Origin of the sequence: Paraburkholderia sejongensis, from assembly GCF_020880815.1 — a bacterium.
In the GTDB taxonomy this organism is placed as follows: Bacteria; Pseudomonadota; Gammaproteobacteria; order Burkholderiales; family Burkholderiaceae; genus Paraburkholderia; species Paraburkholderia sejongensis.
In genome coordinates this window covers 192,766-210,417 of sequence record NZ_JAJITD010000012.1, presented here as the reverse complement: position 1 = coordinate 210,417, position 17,652 = coordinate 192,766, and the positions used below count along the sequence as shown (strand labels likewise).

Annotated in this window: 18 protein-coding genes and 1 riboswitch; of the genes, 14 read left to right on the top strand and 4 right to left on the bottom strand. The window is 62.6% G+C overall.

The window, feature by feature from the left end; translation table 11 throughout:
* The first annotated feature begins 19 nt into the window (after window positions 1–19).
* Entirely contained in the window at window positions 20–751 is a 732-nt protein-coding gene (locus tag LJ656_RS23615; RefSeq protein WP_230511931.1) for an SDR family oxidoreductase, read from the top strand.
* A gap of 7 nt (window positions 752–758) precedes the next feature.
* Here LJ656_RS23615 and LJ656_RS23610 read toward each other — a convergent pair whose 3' ends face one another.
* Window positions 759–1,724 (bottom strand): aromatic alcohol reductase, encoded by a 966-nt coding sequence (locus LJ656_RS23610; RefSeq protein WP_230511930.1) that lies wholly within the window; start codon window positions 1,722–1,724, stop codon window positions 759–761.
* A 262-nt stretch (window positions 1,725–1,986) separates the two neighbouring features.
* Here LJ656_RS23610 and LJ656_RS23605 point away from each other — a divergent pair, with 262 nt between their 5' ends.
* Window positions 1,987–2,886, top strand: coding sequence for a LysR family transcriptional regulator (locus LJ656_RS23605; RefSeq protein WP_230511929.1), 900 nt, complete (start codon window positions 1,987–1,989; stop codon window positions 2,884–2,886).
* 28 nt (window positions 2,887–2,914) lie between these two features.
* Here LJ656_RS23605 and LJ656_RS23600 read toward each other — a convergent pair whose 3' ends face one another.
* Window positions 2,915–3,550, bottom strand: coding sequence for a TetR/AcrR family transcriptional regulator (locus LJ656_RS23600; RefSeq protein WP_230511928.1), 636 nt, complete (start codon window positions 3,548–3,550; stop codon window positions 2,915–2,917).
* A 92-nt stretch (window positions 3,551–3,642) separates the two neighbouring features.
* On the opposite strand from LJ656_RS23600, the gene LJ656_RS23595 reads away from it, so the two are divergent.
* Entirely contained in the window at window positions 3,643–4,416 is a 774-nt protein-coding gene (locus tag LJ656_RS23595; protein ID WP_230511927.1) for an SDR family oxidoreductase, read from the top strand.
* Between the two features lie 149 nt (window positions 4,417–4,565).
* On the opposite strand, the gene LJ656_RS23590 is transcribed toward LJ656_RS23595, so the two are convergent.
* A complete protein-coding gene (locus tag LJ656_RS23590; protein ID WP_230511926.1) occupies window positions 4,566–5,342 on the bottom strand; it encodes an SDR family NAD(P)-dependent oxidoreductase in 777 nt (258 codons plus the stop codon).
* A gap of 143 nt (window positions 5,343–5,485) precedes the next feature.
* Here LJ656_RS23590 and LJ656_RS23585 point away from each other — a divergent pair, with 143 nt between their 5' ends.
* The 3 genes from LJ656_RS23585 to LJ656_RS34975 all read left to right on the top strand — a co-directional run bounded on the left by LJ656_RS23585 (window position 5,486) and on the right by LJ656_RS34975 (window position 7,653).
* Complete coding sequence (locus tag LJ656_RS23585) at window positions 5,486–6,379, top strand: AraC family transcriptional regulator (RefSeq protein WP_230511925.1); 894 nt, start codon at window positions 5,486–5,488, stop codon at window positions 6,377–6,379.
* 328 nt (window positions 6,380–6,707) lie between these two features.
* Window positions 6,708–7,100 (top strand): DUF2917 domain-containing protein, encoded by a 393-nt coding sequence (locus LJ656_RS23580; protein WP_230511924.1) that lies wholly within the window; start codon window positions 6,708–6,710, stop codon window positions 7,098–7,100.
* Window positions 7,101–7,335: 235 nt separating this feature from the next.
* Window positions 7,336–7,653: a VF_A0006 family four-cysteine protein gene (locus tag LJ656_RS34975; RefSeq protein WP_329958896.1), complete on the top strand. Its 318-nt coding sequence runs from the start codon at window positions 7,336–7,338 to the stop codon at window positions 7,651–7,653.
* 191 nt (window positions 7,654–7,844) lie between these two features.
* On the opposite strand, the gene LJ656_RS23575 is transcribed toward LJ656_RS34975, so the two are convergent.
* Window positions 7,845–8,207 carry a GNAT family N-acetyltransferase gene (locus LJ656_RS23575; protein WP_268998748.1) on the bottom strand — a complete coding sequence of 121 codons (363 nt, stop codon included), beginning with the start codon at window positions 8,205–8,207 and terminating at the stop codon, window positions 7,845–7,847.
* Window positions 8,208–8,270: 63 nt separating this feature from the next.
* Between LJ656_RS23575 and LJ656_RS23570 the strand changes: the two genes are divergently transcribed.
* The 8 genes from LJ656_RS23570 to uca all read left to right on the top strand — a co-directional run bounded on the left by LJ656_RS23570 (window position 8,271) and on the right by uca (window position 17,644).
* A complete protein-coding gene (locus LJ656_RS23570) occupies window positions 8,271–8,684 on the top strand; it encodes an ester cyclase (protein ID WP_230511923.1) in 414 nt (137 codons plus the stop codon).
* A complete protein-coding gene (locus LJ656_RS23565) occupies window positions 8,681–9,136 on the top strand; it encodes a MarR family winged helix-turn-helix transcriptional regulator (RefSeq protein ID WP_230511922.1) in 456 nt (151 codons plus the stop codon). The genes LJ656_RS23570 and LJ656_RS23565 overlap by 4 nt, the downstream gene beginning before the upstream one ends.
* A 491-nt stretch (window positions 9,137–9,627) precedes the next feature.
* A riboswitch (guanidine-I (ykkC/yxkD leader) is annotated at window positions 9,628–9,726 on the top strand.
* A gap of 59 nt (window positions 9,727–9,785) precedes the next feature.
* Entirely contained in the window at window positions 9,786–10,856 is a 1,071-nt protein-coding gene (locus LJ656_RS23560) for a putative urea ABC transporter substrate-binding protein (protein ID WP_230511921.1), read from the top strand.
* A gap of 38 nt (window positions 10,857–10,894) precedes the next feature.
* Complete coding sequence (locus LJ656_RS23555) at window positions 10,895–11,710, top strand: ABC transporter permease (RefSeq protein WP_230511920.1); 816 nt, start codon at window positions 10,895–10,897, stop codon at window positions 11,708–11,710.
* Window positions 11,707–12,498: an ATP-binding cassette domain-containing protein gene (locus LJ656_RS23550; RefSeq protein ID WP_230511969.1), complete on the top strand. Its 792-nt coding sequence runs from the start codon at window positions 11,707–11,709 to the stop codon at window positions 12,496–12,498. Before LJ656_RS23555 ends, LJ656_RS23550 begins: the two co-directional genes overlap by 4 nt.
* Window positions 12,499–12,514: 16 nt before the next feature.
* On the top strand, window positions 12,515–13,219 hold the full coding sequence (locus LJ656_RS23545) for an urea amidolyase associated protein UAAP1 (RefSeq protein ID WP_230511919.1): 705 nt from the start codon (window positions 12,515–12,517) through the stop codon (window positions 13,217–13,219).
* Window positions 13,220–13,230: 11 nt separating this feature from the next.
* Window positions 13,231–13,872, top strand: a complete 642-nt coding sequence (locus LJ656_RS23540) for an urea amidolyase associated protein UAAP2 (protein ID WP_230511918.1) — start codon at window positions 13,231–13,233, stop codon at window positions 13,870–13,872.
* Between the two features lie 172 nt (window positions 13,873–14,044).
* Window positions 14,045–17,644 carry an urea carboxylase gene (gene uca / locus LJ656_RS23535; protein ID WP_230511917.1) on the top strand — a complete coding sequence of 1,200 codons (3,600 nt, stop codon included), beginning with the start codon at window positions 14,045–14,047 and terminating at the stop codon, window positions 17,642–17,644.
* The last annotated feature ends 8 nt before the right edge of the window (window positions 17,645–17,652 follow it).

Genomic DNA, 17,652 nt, shown 5'->3' with positions numbered 1-17,652 from the left:
GACATCAAAGGAGAAAGAGATGAATCACACGAAGGTTATTGCGATCACGGGCGCGAGCAGCGGCATCGGGCGCGCAAGCGCACGGTTGCTGGCGAAGCAAGGTCACGCCGTTGTGCTCGGCGCCCGGCGCGAGGCCGCGCTGGTTGCGCTGGCTGCAGAACTTAACGAAGCCGGGGGACGAGCGAGCCACTGCGTGACCGACGTGAGACGGCGCGCTGATCTCGAGGCATTGGTCGCTCACGCGGTCGCTCAGTTCGGACGCCTCGACGTGATCGTGAACAACGCGGGGATTGGTCCGATCTCGCGCTTCGACGCGCTGTGCGTCGACGATTGGGACGCGATGATCGACGTGAATTTGCGCGGCACGTTATATGGCATTGCCGCGGCTCTGCCCGTGTTCGCGAGGCAGGAAAGCGGCCATGTGATCAACGTGATATCTACAGCTGGCCTGAAGATTTTGCCGACAATGGGCGTGTATGCCGCAACCAAGAACGCGGTGCGCACCGCCACCGAGGCGCTGCGACAGGAAGCAGGACCCACGCTCCGTGTCACCGAGGTTTCGCCAGGCGTCATCGACACCCACTTCGGAGATTCAATCACCGATCAGGCAGCGAAGGCCGAGGTCGAAGATCGTTTGAAAGCCATTGCAATTTCGCCCGATGCGATCGCGCGGGGCATCCTCTTCGCGATCGATCAGCCGCCCGAGGTGGATGTCGGCAGCATCGTCATCCGGCCAACCGCACAGGGCTGAAATCGGATCAGCGCTCTCCGATATTGCTGCGCAAGCGCGCGAGGTTATCCCGCACCCAACTTTCAATCCCACACAAACGAATACCCTTCCGAGCATTGAACGTCTGCGCCTTGTCCCACGCAACGCCGCGTCCTTCAGCGAACACCACCCGATATTTGCGCAACGCGTCGCCGGGCGCTTCGGCGAGCTGCCGCTCCAGTTCGGGCACACTCCATTCGGCGCGCTCGACTCGTATACCGAGCGCGCGATCGAGCGTATCGGCCACTTCGCGATACGTCACCGTGTCTCCGGCAATGTGCACGACCCGATTCGCGATTCGCGGTTCTTCGAAAAGTACCTCGGCCGTCATGACGCCAATGTCCTCGGCCGTCGTCACTGTCACCGCGGTATCCAGGTTGCCCAACGCATTGACCCTGTTCATCGCGAGGTCGACGACGCCGAACGTCGGCTCGAACAGAAAACTCGTGAACATGCCGGTCGATACGATCACCCATTCGGTACGCGACTGCGCCCGCAGAAGGTCGCGCACATCGAGCTGTTCGTCAAAAAGGTCCTGCGCGCTGCCCCTGCCGATGACGTCATAGTCCACCCCGAACTGCCACGGAAAATACCGCCTGATTCCGGCCTCCAGCGCGGCTTGCGCAATCTTGAGTTGCACGCCCGGACCGCCGACGAAGCCTGTGCACGATATGACGGTATCGAATCGCCGGAAGGTGGCCGCGAGTTCGATGCATGATTGCCGGGCGAGGTCGCCCTCGACGAATTCGATGCCGAGTTCGCGCAGCTCGGCCAATTCCTTGCGTTTTGCCTGATCGACGGAGCGTAGCGCCGACGGGCGAAGCAGTACCGCGATGGGCACGCCGGCAGCACGCCTCGGATGCCGGGCCAGGTTGCGCAGCACAGCCATGCCGAGTTCTCCCGCGCCTAAAACCAGTATTGCCTTGTGGTTGTCGTTATCGTTGTCGTTCAACATGCACGCCCTCCGTCCGGGACATAGATGATAAAAAGAGGCGCCCTTGCGGGCCGATCTTGCGAAGGCCGAAGTGGAGCCAACGGTTGGCAGTGTAGGTCCCCAAACGCTGCGCATTGTTCGCGGAGCCTGAATACACAACGCGCAACGCGCGAACCAGGCGGCATGCTTGAGCGGCTATGCCGGACACGCCGGTGCCATCGGGTTGGTAACATGGGGGCCCTTCGGCCAGGCAAGCCAACCACATCGATTACACGCAGCGCTCATGGACAAACTTCAAGCGATGACAACATTCGTGCGGGTCGTCGAGGCGCGAAGCTTCAGTAAGGCTGCCCAGACCTTGTCGATGCCCCGCTCTTCCGTGACCACGACGATCAAGAACCTGGAGGCGCAGCTAGGCACGCCGCTGCTCAGGAGAAGCACGCGAAGCCTTAGCCTCACCGAGGCGGGGGCGCGCTATTTCGCATCCTGTCAGGCCATACTCTCCGATATCGAGCGCGCGGAAAGTGACGTATCCGAGCGGACCAACACACCGCGTGGACGGATTCGCGTCGATGTGCCCGGCGTGATCGGCCGGTCGATCATCGTGCCGAGATTGCGCGAATTCGAGGCTCGGTATCCCGACATCGAACTGGTTCTCGGTCTCAGCGATCGACCAACGGATCTCATCCATGAAGGTATCGATTGCGTGATTCGCACCGGCGTACTCGAAGATTCGACGCTGATAGCCCGTCGACTCGGGCAGCTCAACTGGCTGACCTGCGCATCGCCGCGATACCTTAAGCAGTACGGTGAGCCGGATTCAATCGCCGCGCTCGCCGCACACCGCGTCGTCAATTACCTGTCCAATGCCACCGGCCGGCCTCTCGACTGGCGCTTTCGCGTAAACGGCGAGGATGTGACGCTATCGATGCGCAGCCGGTTCGCCGTGAACGAGACGGAGGCCTACCTGCAGTGCGGTCTGGAAGGGCTCGGGCTGATTCAACTTTCGGAATTTGCGGCGTCTGCGTACCTTCGCAGCGGCCGCCTCAAAGAGGTGCTCGCCAGTGCGAGGTGTGTGCCCGTACCGATCTCGATCGTCTACCCGCATGCACGCGCCACTGCCGCAATGAGGACGTTCGTCGACTGGATCGCGGAGATTGTCGGATCGGATTTACCGCAATAACGAACGACTGCCGGGGGCCGCAACGCGCTCACGGAACCTGGTTCCGGCGATGACGTCGAGACCGGGGCCATGCCGACAACGCAACATCAGCCAGCCGCGTCAGGGTTGCCCTGCTCGCACCGTCACAGGCTTGCGCCGACATGCCTTGCACAACTGCGCCATAAAAGCGTGCGAGAGCGTCGGTATCGGTCTCAGGGGCAAGCTCGCCCTCTGCAACGGCACGATCGAAGCGTGCCTTGATGGTCTGCAGCCCAAGCTCTCGCCGCGCGGCGACGGCATGGGCGACAGACCCGTTCTTTTCCGCATGTTGAAGAACGGCAGTCGAAATCACGCAGCCGCGCGGCCTTCCCTGGTCGGTAAAGCGCGCCGCGGCATCGTGCAGGTAGAACGCTATCGCGTCGTAGGCCGGCATCTTTCCTTGCAGCGCTTCGAGCCACTGCTTGTTCTCCCGCTCACTGATGTGGTCGAGCGCCTGCCTGTAAAGCTCCTCCTTCGAGCCATATGCCGCATACAGAGACGGCGCCGGAATACCCATGGCCTCGGTCAGGTCGGCTATCGATGTTCCTTCATATCCGTGCTGCCAGAACAGCCGCGCCGCGACGTCAAGCCCGACGTCGTGTTGCAGCAGCCTTGGTCTGCCACGTTTGCGGACGGGTTGATTCATTTTATATCGATCCCTATAAAATTCGTTGACATAGGCCTGTCGGCGTAACTATTATAGCGATCACTATTAAATTGAATCGAAAAGGAGTGGTGATGGGTTCAAAACTTTCAGGCAAGGTTGCCCTCATAACAGGAAGTTCGCGTGGTATCGGCCGTGCCGTATCACTGGCCTTTGCAAGGGAAGGTGCCGCGCTGATCGGGGTGCACTATGCCAGCAACGCCGATGCTGCTCACGCCACCGTCCGCGAGATCGAGGCGCTTGGAGCAAAAGCCGTCGCGATCAAAGCGGACCTGAATCGCGGCAAAGAAGCAACGGATGGTATCTGGGAGCAGTTCAAGGCAGCCGCGATCGCCGAAACGGGAGAACCTCGGCTCGACATTCTCGTCAACAATGCTGGCGTCGCACCGGCGATTCCCCTGTCCGGGACCAGTGAGTCCGACTTCGACGAGGTACTGACGGTCAACTTCAAGGCGCCGTTCTTCCTGATTCAGGCTGTCGCAGATCACATCCGCGACAATGGACGAATCATTAATATTTCGACGGGCTTTACACGTGTGGCGGCTCCAACGCATCCTGCGTATGCCGCGTCGAAAGGCGCCCTTGAAACCTTGACACTGGCTCTTGCCCCACAGTTTGGTTCTCGTGGCATCACGGTGAATGCGGTCATGCCCGGCGTGACAGAGACTGACATGAACGCGGCGTGGATAACGATACCGGACGCACGCGCCGGCGCGGAGGCTATGTCGGTGTTCTCGCGAGTGGGTCAACCTGGCGATGTGGCTGACGTGATCACTTTCCTTGCATCGGATGACGCACGTTGGACCACGGGACAGGTGATCGACGCAACGGGTGGTGCCCGTCTCTGACCGTTGCATCCGCTACACATCCAGGGTCGCGCCGGCGCATGAGGGGTGGAGGACGTATCCGTAGGTTCCCTAAGGAATCAGCGAAGCGCGCGCGACTCGCTCGCGTCCGCAGATGCCCCGCATCAGCGATGTCCGCTGTTAGTGGCGCATCAGATGTGAATACCGCCCGCGACCTCGATGCGCTGCGCGTTGACCCACCCGAAATCATCCGAAAGCAGCGCGGCAATGACGGGACCCACGTCCCCAGGAAGACCGGCACGACCAAGCGCCGTGTGGTCGGCGACCGCCTTGTTGACCTGCGGATTGTCGCGGACGATACCGCCGCTGAAATCAGTGGCAATCGCACCGGGCGCGACGACATTGACTGCGATGCGGCGGGGTCCCAACTCGAGCGCCATATAACGCGTGAGCGCTTCGACGGCGGCCTTCATCGGACCATAGACCGCTCTGTTCGGGAAGGCAAATCGGGCCAGTCCGGACGAGACGTTCACGATCCGTCCACCGTCGCGGATGAGCGGAAGCAGCTTCTGCGACAGCAGGAAGACCCCCTTGAAATGCACGGCAAACTGAGCGTCGAGTTCGTCTTCCGTACCCTCGACGAAGCTGGCGGTGGACGAGATGCCGGCGTTGTTGACCAGAAAGTCGAAACGCTCCACGCCCATCGTGCCGAGTGCTTCACGTACGCGCGCAACAAAGCCGTCGAAGGAACTGGCGACGCCGGTGTCGAGTTCAAGCGCGATGCCGGGCGCACCCGCCTCGGCGGTCAGCGCGACAACCGAATCCGCTTCTGCCCGGTTCGACTTGAAAGTGAGAATCGTGCGCACGCCTCGGGCCGCAAGTCGTAACACGGCATCGCGGCCGATACCGCGACTTCCGCCGGTGACGATCGCTACCCTGCTGGCAACGTCCTGATTGGTTCGTGACATGTTTGCCTCTCACAACATGGTGGATATGAACCGATTGTATGGATCCGGAGGTGACATGTTGAATGCCGAAACCGGGCTGGTTTCTGCCTAATCGTGCTCCGGCGGAGTATGCTCGGCCGAGCTCACCTGAAAGTGCCAGACCTATGTCGGATCCGCTTGCCGAGGCAATTCTGCGTTACACACGACGTCAACCGGGCCCGAGTCCCTACGCGACGGAAATCGACGGCGTCCAGATCCTGCGTTCCGACAATCCGAAGCCGCCGTCCTACCGATTCGCGAGCCCGGCGTTATGTATCGTCGCTCAAGGCGCAAAGTGGGCGACATTCGGTGGGAGTCGACTCGAATACAGGGCAGGTCAGGCGCTTGTCGTCAGTGTGGAAGCGCCTTCGCTCGGGCGCGTGTTCGAAGCGCGGCCTGACAAGCCGTGCCTCGTACTGATTGTCGAACTCGATGTGGGCATGATGCGCAGTGTCGTCGAACAGATGGCAAATCCACCCAAAGCCGTTGCGGGGAACTGTCGCGGCGTTTTCGTGACCGATTTCGATGGACCGCTGGCGGACTGCGCGCTGCGACTCGTTCGCCTGCTCGACACGCCAAACGCGATCCCGACGATCGCGCCTCTGGTCATCCGCGAGATCGGCTACTGGCTTCTTGCCGGGCCTCATGGCGGTGAAATGGCGCGATTCGCACTCGCAGACAGTCCATCGCAGCGCGTCATGCAAGCAATCCGATTGCTGCGGCAACGCTATGCCGAACCTGTCCACGTCGACGAGCTCGCTTCGGTCGCGCAGCTTAGTCGCTCCGCCTTTCACCGCCAGTTCAAGGCACTGACTTCGCTCACACCTGTTCAGTATCAGAAGCAACTTCGTCTTCTTGAAGCCCGACGATTGATGTCGTCGCAATCGATAGCGGTCGAAGCGGCCGCATTTGCAGTCGGCTACGAGAGCGCATCGCAATTCAGTCGCGAATATGCGCGCATGTTTGGTGCGCCGCCGAGGCGGGATACGAAGCATATGAGGGCGAGGCTTCAGGCGTGACGAACGCGGGATGCATATGTCGACGGCCTTCAGAGCTTGCAATTCTGAAAGGTGCATTACGCAAGCGAGCGCTTTAAAAAATCTCAATTTCTTATTGACGGGCTTTGCAGAGCCGATAGATACTCATCCGCTTGCAAACGCCCTTTTCTTTCGCGACCACGAATTACCGCCCAATGCATGCGTGGAATCACGCAGCGTCGGGGTGGTGTGCACTTTAGCGAAGAGCGTCAACGCAAAAAGTCACAAAGCCCCGCCGGAAACGGACGGGGCTTTTTCTTTCTTGCCTGGATGGCACCTCCGTCTACCGGCTTCACTGACGGAGAAGAAGATGGAAGAAGCCAGCCAGCAGTTCCTGTATTCCCGTTCGACTCAAGACGGCGCGCGCACTGCGATTTCGCTGCCGCGTGTGGTGATCTACTTCGCGGTGGACCCCGCGACGACCGTGACGTGGCGTATCTGCGCCGACTCTGAATTGCGTGTGCACGGCAACGCGCGCCTATGGCTGACCCGCCACCGGTCTCCCTACGACTACTGGCTGCAGCCCGGCGAAACGATCAGGCTGGAACGCGGCGAGCGTATTTGGCTAAGCGTCGAGGACGATGCATCCGCTGAAGTGTCGGTCACGAGCCCGCACGTCGAGCGTCATCGCATACTGCGCCGATGGTTCACGCGCCGGCGCGCGTGGGTTTTCGGCAGCCTGATGCCGCGCAGACGATCTTGACGCTCCGTTCGCACAAACGCGTGCGATTCCAGACGGCTCACGTTGCCGGTCGACAGTTTGTGGCCGGACCCGGAAGCCCGCTTGATTGGCGGGATCGGTCGACCGGCAATCGCATCGAGCAAGAAAGGCATTCAAGCATGGTCAGATCGGATACGCGTTACTTTGATAAACTTTTGTCTAAACCGGTTCGATGTATGCCCATTCCGGGCAAATCACATGAATTGAGAAATGCGCAATGCCGATGAGCATAATAAGAACTTTTATCTTCCCGGCCGCAATATGCGTGTCCGGATTAATAACAATGCGCCCTGCATTGGCGGATAGCGGGTCGTCATATGACGATTGTTTACTCGTCGGCTTGCGCGACGCGCGCAATCAAGTTGCGTCGAGCTATATTCAGCGATCATGCTATGCACTGTATCGCAACAGCGAAATGCTGCTGCCGCGTGAGAAGGCCTATCACGAGTGCATCATCCACAACATGCCTGGAGCGAGGGAGCAATTCGCAATAATGCAGATCAACGCGATCTGTTCCCGGCGCGGGCAACTCTGAAAGACGACGCGTGGCGGCGACGTTCAATTAATAAGCACTGTAAGCCCCGCGACCCAATTGTCACCGATTCCAATTCTGGAGTTCGGATGATCGCCCATGGCTGAACGCGGCAGCACGCGGTCGGTCTTGGCGATGCCTGAACTTCTAGCCGACACCAACGACTGGCCAGGGCCGCCGAATGCCGCGCCAAACTAGTTTTCTACATTAGTCCGACGTGGCTGACGCAGGTAATAGATGTCCCATTCTGCTTCGTCCGTCTGTATGAAACCGTGCCGCTGGTAGAAGCGGTTTGAATCACTGCCGCGCAAGGCCCCTAAGTGGATTGGCACGCGTTTCGCGTCGGCTTGCGCGAAGACATCCCGCAAGACAGCCGCCCCAATTCCTTTCCGTTGGTGTTCCGGCAGAACATAAAGATGGTCCAAGACCCAGCTGTCTTCCTGCGGGCGAATCCGGATGACTGCTTTCCGGCGTGTTACCGTCCGCCCATCCATCGCCGCCCCCCATATCGCAAAGGAAGCCCCCACCTTGATATATACAGCTATGCTGTATAGCATCCGATGATGCGTCTCCGCCCATTTGCGTCAAGACGACCGGACGAGGTATGAACAGCAACGATCTTGAAAACCATCGTCAAGCGATTCAATCGCGAGGTTATCCAAGACGGCAATCGTGAGTCCTTCGAAGCACTCATGGCGCCGGATTTTGTCAACTGGTCAGCACCGACTGAAGCACAACGCGATGCCGAAACGATGTGGAGGACCTTTGCCACCGTGTTGCGTCCTGCCATCGGAGGTCTGCAAGTGCGCATTCACGAGCAACTCTGCGATGGCGAAAAAGTGATCACGCGAAAGACCATCCTTGGAAAACACGTCGGATCTCTGCTTGGCATCGAAGCAACCGGTAAGGATGTTGCGATCGACGTGATCGACATCGTTCACATCCGCGATGGGCGCTACTTCGAGCACTGGGGTGTCAATACGCTCGCCGCGGTTGTGGCCCAACTCCGGCAAGCGGGAGGTCTCGCGACATGAGTCAGTCAAAGCGGGCGACAACACAACCGTCCGACGCCACTGAGGCTGCGCTTCTTGCTGAGTCCCTCCGCGAGGTGGTGAGCCGTTTCGTCAAAAGTGCCAGGGAACAAAGCGGCACGGGCTCCAACGCCCAGAACGAAACCCTCGCCGCCTTGGAGCGCACGGGGCCGGTAAGCATTGCGACGCTGGCCGAACGTAGGAATGTGACGCATCAAACGATGCGGCTGATCGTGATGAAACTGGTCGAGCAAAATCTTTTGACCTTGAAACAGAACTCCGACGATCGTCGCGCCTACCTCGTGTACCTGTCCGACGCCGGGCAGCGCCAAATGGCCCGAGAGAGAGCCGCGCGCGAGCACTGGCTAACCGAGCGGCTGCTCGTTAAGACGAGCCCGGAAGAGCGCCGGCTGCTGAAGGCGGCGGCTCATTTGCTTGAAAGGCTGATCGATTAAAGATACTGCTGTTGCGAAGGGTGCGATCAATGCGATAGCAGTCGGCTGAACGACCTGGCCCGCTAATGTCGAATGGCGATTTCTGGCCCAAACTGAGTCAGGCAATCTAACGCTGTCTTGCAGCGGCGACCGCCGCGGGTAGCACGCAGTATGCGGCACATTGGGCCGGTCAGGGAGTCGGGTTGTCTCGCGTGCTGCCCGCCGCCGAACTGATGAAAACTTTGGCCAACGAAATGCGCGAGGCGATTTCGATTTTCCAGTGGACTTGACTGATTTTCGACGCCCAACGTGAATCTCGCGGATCGTGCACCGTCGCGCCAGCCGATGCCTCGTTCGGGTGCACGCAGATACGTTCGAGTGCACGGGTTTCACCGCCGCAGGGCAAAAAATCCCCGCAACATCGCCGCACACCCCGCGCACACCCCTGGCACGCTTCCCGCTTAGAGAAGCACGCAGGGAGCCGGCGCATTCTCCGGTTCACAAACAATCTGGTAATGGACGGCTAGGGTTCCGATCTGCTCGAAGCAGATGCTGGTCCGAGAGCCGTCGACCTCGGTGAGGTTACACGGCGGGATAAAAGCCCGGGAGAGAACGCGATGTTTGCGCTGCTCCCTATCCGTCGCCAACTGTCACCTCCGGGGTCTACCTCATGCGCAAGCTCGTTCGCTGTCTCGGCATCGCCGCGGTTTCACTCGCCACTTTCGCTTCCAGCGCCGCGTTCGCCGCGCCTCGCAACGACTTCAAGGTGTGCTGGACCATCTACGCGGGCTGGATGCCGTGGGGTCAGGCCAAAACGCAAGGCATCGTGTCGAAGTGGGCGAAGAAGTACGGCATCAACGTCGATGTCGTGCAGTTGAACGACTACGTCGAGTCGATCAATCAGTACACGGCCGGCAAGTTCGACGGCTGCGCGATGACCAACATGGACGCGCTCACCATTCCGGCTTCGGGCGGCGTCGATTCGACGGCGCTGATCGTCAGCGACTACTCGAACGGCAACGACGGCGTGCTGATGAAGGGCAAAGGCAAACAGATCGCCGACCTGAAAGGCCAGCAGGTCAACCTCGTGCAGTTCTCCGTCTCCCACTATCTGCTCGCGCGCGCCCTCGAAAGCGCGCACATGAGCGAGCGCGATCTGAAGGTCGTCAACACGTCCGATGCCGACATCTCCGGCGCATTCGCGACGCCCTCCGTGCGCAACACAGTCACGTGGAATCCGATGCTCGCCGACCTGAAGGCGCAGCCGAACGTCACCGAGGTGTTCGATTCGAGCAAGATCCCCGGCGAGATCATGGACATGATGGTCGTCAACACGAAGACGCTGAAAGACAACCCCGCGCTCGGCAAGGCGTTGACCGGCGCCTGGTTCGAGATGGTCGCGCTGATGCACGGCAATTCCGCCGAGTCCACCAGCGCGCTCACCGCGATGGCGAAGGCCTCGGGGACCGACCTCGCCAACTTCCGCGGTCAACTGTCGACGACCGCCCTCTTCTACACGCCGAAGGCCGCGCTCGATTTCGTCACCAGCCCCGAGATGCCGAAGATCATGTCGCGCGTCGCGAAGTTCTCTTTCGACCACGGTCTGCTCGGCCAGGACGCGAAAAGCGCGGACGCCGTCGGCATGGCATTCGACAAGGGCGTGCTGGTCGGCAGCGGCAACAACGTGAAGCTGCGCTTCGATCCGACCTACGTCGAGATGGCCGCAGCCGGCAAGCTCTGACATTCCTGTTTGCACGCTCGACAAACGAGGCAGTCACCATGCGACTCATCAATCGACATCCGGGCAGGACCGGCGGGCTCATGCTGCTCCTGCTGCCGTTCGTCGTGCTGCTCGTGGTCTATTTCAGCGGCTCTTCCTTGCGCCTCGCGCAGAACCCCGACGACAAGCTGCTGCCGAGCGCGGCGCAGATGAGCGATGCGATGAAGTCGGCCGCGTTCAGCGAAGACCGGCGCACCGGCGAATATCTGCTGTGGACCGATACCGCGTCGAGCCTGCGCCGGCTCGGCATCGGCCTCGTCGTCAGCGCGGCGATCGCACTCGTCGTCGCGCTCGCGACCGGTTCGTTTCCACTCGCGAGCGCGACGCTGTCGCCATTCATCACCGTGATCTCGATGGTGCCACCGCTCGCGGTGCTGCCGATTCTGTTCATCGTGTTCGGTCTCGATGAATTATCGAAGGTGGTGCTGATCGTGGTCGGCATCACGCCGATGATCATTCGCGATCTGCACGCCCGCGCTCGCGACATTCCGGCGGAGTTGTGGGTGAAAGCGCAAACGCTCGGCGCCAATAGCTGGACGCTGATCCTGCGTCTGGTGCTGCCGCAACTGTTGCCGCGTCTGCTCGTCGCGCTACGGCTGTCGCTCGGCGCCGCATGGCTGTTTCTGATCGCCGCCGAAGCGATCGCATCGACCGACGGCCTCGGCTACCGGATCTTTCTGGTGCGGCGTTATCTGTCGATGGACCTGATCCTGCCGTACGTCGCGTGGATCACGCTGCTCGCGTGGCTCACCGACGAGTTGCTAAGGCGCGTCACTCAATGGTGCTTCCCATGGTTCGGAGGAAACACGCGATGATCGAAGTGCGCAACGTGTGGAAGCAATACGATGATCAGGTCGTGCTGGAGCGCCTGAATCTCACCGTCAAGGAAGGCGAATTCTGCTCGCTGGTCGGCGCGTCCGGCTGCGGCAAGTCGACGTTCCTGCGGCTGCTGCTCGGCCAGGAACGGGCGACGCGCGGCGAGATCCTGCTCGACGGCAAAGCGCTGCCGGCCGAACCGGATGCGCACCGTGGCGTCGTGTTTCAACGTTATTCCGTGTTCGAGCACCTGAGCGTGCTGCGCAACGTGATGCTCGGCCCCGAGCTGTCGCAGGCGCGCTTCGCCGGCCGGCTATTCGGCGCGCGCCGCCGCGCGGCCCGCGACGCCGCCGCCGCGATGCTCGCGCGCGTCGGCCTCGGCGCGGCGTTGGACAAGTATCCGGCGCAACTGTCGGGCGGCATGCAGCAACGGCTCGCGATCGCCCAGGCACTGATGATGAAGCCGCGCGTGCTGCTGCTCGACGAACCGTTCGGCGCGCTGGATCCGGGCATCCGCAAAGACATGCACGCGTTGCTGGCGGAGCTGTGGCGCGAAGCGAACCTGACCATCTTCATGGTCACGCACGACCTGAAAGAAGGCTTCACGCTGGGCAGCCGCGTGCTGGTGTTCGACAAGGTCCGCGTCGATCCGCAAGCGCCCGGCGCGTACGGCGCGCGCATCACTTACGACATTCCGCTGGAGCGCACGCGCGAGCGCGCGTCGGCGATTCATCTTGCGCAGGCCGCCGTGCAACGCGCAACCCATATCGAACTGGTCTCCGACTGACAGGAAGCTCGATCCCATGACCGTACTACTCGAAGAAATCGTTCCCGGCGGCGGACACACGTCGCTCATCGTCAAACGCGGGCAATCGCTGCGCATCACCGATCTGGTCGGCGGCGCGAACGTCAGCGCGATGATGGTCAATGCGAGCGAGAAAAGCGAACGCCTGAACCTGCCCGATTCGCTGAAGTGTCAGCACACCGCGAAACTCACCGCCGGGCATTGTCTGTACTCCGACATGGGCCGCGTGCTCGCCGCGATCGTCGCGGACACGTGCGGCTGGCACGACAGCATCGGCGGCTTATCGAACGCGGATGAAGTCCTCGAACGCTACGGCGCGGGCCGCTATCAGGAGTTGCGCAACGGCTTCTATCGCAACGGCACCGACAACCTGCTCGTCGAAATGAGCAAGTGGGGACTCGACGTGTCCGACCTGCTGATGACGCTCAATTTCTTCAGCCGCGTCGACGTCAGCGACGAAGGCGCGCTCGCGTTCGTGCCCGGCAATTCGAAGGCCGGCGATTACGTCGAGTTGTATGCGCCGATGAACACGCTGGTCGTGCTCACGTCGATCCAGCATCCGCTCGACCCGTATCCCGAATATGCGCCCCGGCGCGTGAAGCTCGAACTGCGCGACGCGCACCCCGAAGTGGCCGAAGTCTGCCGTACCGCCTGCGCAGAAAACGTGCGCGGTTTCATCAACACCGAACGCTTCTTTCTCTGAGCGGAGCCCCCATGACCAGCACGCTTACCGTCAGCGACAAACATCCGGACCACGCGGTCCATCGCGAAACGCTCGCCGCGGGCGAACCGTGGCTCCATGAAGTCAAGGCCGGACAGACGCTGCGCATCGTCGATCTGGAAGGCAACCAGGCGGTGGACACGCTCTTCTACAGTGCCGCGAATCCGCGCGAGCGCTTCGATCCGCAACGCACGTTGCGCCGCCAAAAGCGCCTGTACCTGAGCACCGGTTCGGTGCTGTATTCGAACCTCGGCAATCCGCTGCTGACCATCGTCGCCGACACCTGCGGCCGTCACGACACGCTCGGCGGCGCGTGCGCGCAGGAGAGCAACACGGTGCGCTATGCATTGGAGAAGCGCTACATGCACAGCTGCCGCGACAACTTCCTGCGCGCCTGCGCGCACGACGGCCGGCTCGCGAAGCGCGACATCGGCGCGAACGTGAACTTCTTCATGAACGTGCCGGTAACGGCCGAAGGTGGTCTGACGTTCGAAGACGGCATTTCCGCGCCCGGCAAATACGTCGAGTTGCGCGCCGAGATGGACGTGATCGTGCTGATCTCGAACTGCCCGCAACTGAATAACCCGTGCAACGCGTACAACCCGACGCCCGCCGAGCTGCTCATATGGAACTGACGCGCATTCGCAGCTGGCTCTACCGGCTGATGCTGGTGCGCGCGGGACGTTGCTGCACGCTCACGCGCGATCAACTGAATCAAACCGGTCGCTGATGCGACCGCAGCCGCGGACGACCGCGGCTCGCCCTGTTCACGGCGGGACGGCCCGCCTCCGGATCACCCTTCCTTCCATGTTCGAGAAGATCCTGATTGCCAATCGCGGCGCGATCGCGTGCCGCATCCTCAGAACGTTGCGCGCGCTCGATGTGACCGGCGTCGCCGTCTATGCCGAAGCCGACCGCGCGAGCCGGCACGTCAGCGAAGCGCCGATCGCGCACGCGTTGGGCGACGGCCCCGCGTCGAGCACCTACCTCGACACCGCGAAGATTCTCGAGATCGCCCGGCGCGAACAGGTGCAGGCGATTCATCCGGGCTACGGCTTCCTGTCGGAGAACGCCGCGTTCGGCGAAGCGTGCGAAGCGGCCGGGATCGCGTTCATCGGACCGACGCCCGCCCAGTTGCGCGCGTTCGGCCTGAAGCACACCGCGCGGGAAATCGCCGCGCAACAAAACGTGCCGATGTTGGAAGGCACCGGCTTGCTCGCGGATCTGCCCGCGGCGCTCGCAGCGGCCGCCACGATCGGCTATCCGGTGATGCTGAAAAGCACGGCCGGCGGCGGCGGCATCGGGATGCGCGTGTGCTGGAACGCCGCCGAACTCGGCACGCATTTCGACGCGGTCAGGCGACTCGGCGAAAACAACTTCAGCGATGCCGGCGTGTTCCTCGAAAAGTACATCGAGCGAGCGCGGCACCTCGAAGTGCAGGTGTTCGGCGATGGCCGCGGCGACGCGATCGCGCTCGGCGTGCGCGACTGCTCGGTGCAGCGGCGCAACCAGAAAGTGCTCGAGGAAACCCCGGCGCCGTCGTTGCCCGACGGGATCGCGGACGCACTGTGCGCGGCCGCGATCAAGCTCGCCAAAGCGGTCGACTATCGCTCGGCGGGCACCGTCGAATTCGTCTACGACAGCGCCGCGCAGCAGTTTTATTTCCTCGAAGTCAACACGCGTCTGCAGGTCGAGCACGGCGTCACCGAACAGGTGTGGGGCGTCGATCTGGTGCGCTGGATGATCGAACTGGCCGCCGGCACGCTGGCGCCGCTGGCAACGCTCGCCGCGCAGCTCGCGCCGCGCGGCCATGCGATCCAGGCGCGCCTCTATGCGGAAGACCCCGGCCGCGATTTCAAACCGAGCCCCGGTCTGCTGACCGACGTCGCGTTTCCGCCGGCCGACGGCAACGGGCTGCGCATCGACACGTGGATCGAAGCCGGCTGCGAGGTGCCGCCGTACTTCGACCCGATGCTCGCGAAACTGATCGCGTGGGCGCCGGAGCGCGACGAAGCACGCCACGCGCTCGACCGCGCGCTTGCCGATACGCGTCTGTACGGCGTGGAGACGAACCGCGACTATCTGCGCCAGATTCTCGCCGACGCGCCGTTCGCTTCCGGCGAGCCGTGGACGCGCTGCCTCGAGACGCTTCGCTATCGCGCGTGCACGGTCGAAGTGCTCAGCGGCGGAACGCTGACCACCGTCCAGGACTATCCGGGCCGGCTCGGTTATTGGGCAGTCGGCATTCCGCCTTCGGGGCCGATGGACGAGCGCTCGATGCGCCTGGGCAATCGCCTGCTCGGCAATGCCGCCGACGCCGCCGCGCTCGAAGTGACGATGAGCGGCCCCACGCTGCGCTTCAATACCGACGCGGTGATCGCGGTCACCGGCGCGCCGCTGCCGGTCCTGCTCGACGGCGTCGCGCAACCGATGCACACGACGCTCCACATCGCGGCCGGCTCGACGCTCGCGCTCGGCACGATCGGCGGCGCGGGCGCGCGCGCGTATCTGTGCGTGCGCGGCGGGATCGACGTGGCGAGCTATCTGGGCAGCCGCAGCACTTTCACGCTCGGCCAGTTCGGCGGGCACGGCGGCCGCGCGCTCCGCGCGGGCGACGTGCTGCATCTGTATCCGCTCGACGATGCGCTCGCCGGCGATGCGCTCATCGAGGTCCCGAAGCTCGACAAGGTTCGGACGATCCGCGTGATCTACGGCCCGCACGGCGCGCCCGAATACTTCAGCGCACGCTACATCGAGCGCTTTCTCGACACCGAATGGGAAATCCACTTCAATTCCAGCCGCACCGGCGTGCGCCTGATCGGACCGAAGCCGGAGTGGGCGCGCGAGGACGGTGGCGAAGCGGGTCTGCATCCATCCAACATTCACGACAATCCCTACGCGGTCGGCGCAATCGATTTCACCGGCGACATGCCGGTGATTCTCGGGCCGGACGGCCCGAGCCTGGGCGGCTTCGTGTGTCCGGTGACGATCATCGAAGCGGACCTGTGGCAGATCGGTCAGTTGAAGGCGGGCGACAAGGTCCGCTTCGTGCCGGTCTCGATCGACGCGGCGCGTGACGCCGCGCGCCGGCGTCGCGACGAAATCGACAGCCTCGACATCGAACGCGAGCGGCCGCTGCTAGCGGCCACGGCGCTCGCGTCGCCGATCGTGCTCGATACCGGCTCGGACCAGGACCGGCTCGTCGCGCGTCTGTCGGGCGACACGCATCTGCTGCTCGAAATCGGACCGGCGCAGCTCGACCTCGTCGCGCGCTTTCGCGGCCATGCGCTGATGCAGTCGCTGCAAGCCCAGGCGCTGGCCGGCGTGATCGATCTGACGCCGGGCATCCGCTCGCTGCAGATTCACTATCGCCCCGACGAATTGCCGCTCGCCCGCCTGCTCGAAGTCGTCGCGCAAAGCTGGCAACGCGTGCTGTTGCAGGGCGACCTGCGCGTGCCGTCGCGCGTGGTCCATCTGCCGCTGTCGTGGGACGACCCCGCGTGCCGCCTCGCGATCGAAAAGTACATGACCACCGTGCGCAAGGACGCGCCGTGGTGCCCGAGCAATCTGGAGTTCATTCGCCGCATCAACGATATGGAGTCGCTCGACGCGGTCAGGCGGATCGTGTTCGAGGCGAGCTATCTCGTGATGGGTCTGGGCGACGTCTACCTCGGCGCGCCAGTCGCGACGCCGCTCGATCCGCGTCATCGCCTCGTCACGACCAAGTACAACCCGGCGCGCACGTGGACCGCGGAAAACTCGGTCGGGATCGGCGGCGCGTACCTGTGCGTGTACGGGATGGAAGGTCCGGGCGGCTATCAGTTCGTCGGCCGCACGTTGCAGATGTGGAATCGTTATCGTCAGGTCGCCGATTTCGGCGGACAGCACTATCTGCTGCGCTTTTTCGATCAGATCCGCTTCTACGAAGTCACTGCCGACGAACTGCTGCGCATTCGCGCGGACTTCCCGCTCGGCCGCTATCCGCTGCGGATCGAAGAAACGCAACTGTCGTTGCCCGACTATCAGGCGTTTCTCGCTCGCGAAGCCGCGAGCATCGACGCATTCCGCGCGCGCCAGCAGGCGGCGTTCAACGCGGAGCGCGAGCGTTGGCGCGCAGCGGGGGCAGTCGAGGACAGCATCGACGCGCCCGTCGCCGAGGAAGTACAGCTTGCCGCGCTGAAGGACGGCGAGATCGCGGTCGACAGCGAGATCGCCGGCAGTCTGTGGCAAGTGAAGGTCGCCGAGGGCGACACGGTGGCCGCCGGCGACGTACTGCTCGTGATCGAATCGATGAAGATGGAAATCGCGGTTTGCGCGCCCTGCGCCGGCACGGTCGGCGCGATCCATGTCGCGCCGGGCTCGCCGGTGCGCGCGGGACAACGTGTTGCAGTCATTGAACGCCACTAAATTCACTT

Bases quoted from the DNA above. Each gene is read 5' to 3' on its own strand.
- uca (WP_230511917.1), top strand. From the start codon at position 14,045: ATGTTCGAGAAGATCCTGATTGCCAATCGCGGCGCGATCGCGTGCCGC.
- LJ656_RS23600 (WP_230511928.1), bottom strand. From the start codon at position 3,550: ATGAATCAACCCGTCCGCAAACGTGGCAGACCAAGGCTGCTGCAACAC.
- LJ656_RS23545 (WP_230511919.1), top strand. From the start codon at position 12,515: ATGACCGTACTACTCGAAGAAATCGTTCCCGGCGGCGGACACACGTCG.
- LJ656_RS23585 (WP_230511925.1), top strand. From the start codon at position 5,486: ATGTCGGATCCGCTTGCCGAGGCAATTCTGCGTTACACACGACGTCAA.
- LJ656_RS23605 (WP_230511929.1), top strand. From the start codon at position 1,987: ATGGACAAACTTCAAGCGATGACAACATTCGTGCGGGTCGTCGAGGCG.
- LJ656_RS23540 (WP_230511918.1), top strand. From the start codon at position 13,231: ATGACCAGCACGCTTACCGTCAGCGACAAACATCCGGACCACGCGGTC.
- LJ656_RS23580 (WP_230511924.1), top strand. From the start codon at position 6,708: ATGGAAGAAGCCAGCCAGCAGTTCCTGTATTCCCGTTCGACTCAAGAC.
- LJ656_RS23575 (WP_268998748.1), bottom strand. From the start codon at position 8,207: ATGCTATACAGCATAGCTGTATATATCAAGGTGGGGGCTTCCTTTGCG.
- LJ656_RS23595 (WP_230511927.1), top strand. From the start codon at position 3,643: ATGGGTTCAAAACTTTCAGGCAAGGTTGCCCTCATAACAGGAAGTTCG.
- LJ656_RS23615 (WP_230511931.1), top strand. From the start codon at position 20: ATGAATCACACGAAGGTTATTGCGATCACGGGCGCGAGCAGCGGCATC.
- LJ656_RS23560 (WP_230511921.1), top strand. From the start codon at position 9,786: ATGCGCAAGCTCGTTCGCTGTCTCGGCATCGCCGCGGTTTCACTCGCC.
- LJ656_RS23555 (WP_230511920.1), top strand. From the start codon at position 10,895: ATGCGACTCATCAATCGACATCCGGGCAGGACCGGCGGGCTCATGCTG.
- LJ656_RS34975 (WP_329958896.1), top strand. From the start codon at position 7,336: ATGCCGATGAGCATAATAAGAACTTTTATCTTCCCGGCCGCAATATGC.
- LJ656_RS23565 (WP_230511922.1), top strand. From the start codon at position 8,681: ATGAGTCAGTCAAAGCGGGCGACAACACAACCGTCCGACGCCACTGAG.
- LJ656_RS23550 (WP_230511969.1), top strand. From the start codon at position 11,707: ATGATCGAAGTGCGCAACGTGTGGAAGCAATACGATGATCAGGTCGTG.
- LJ656_RS23610 (WP_230511930.1), bottom strand. From the start codon at position 1,724: ATGTTGAACGACAACGATAACGACAACCACAAGGCAATACTGGTTTTA.
- LJ656_RS23590 (WP_230511926.1), bottom strand. From the start codon at position 5,342: ATGTCACGAACCAATCAGGACGTTGCCAGCAGGGTAGCGATCGTCACC.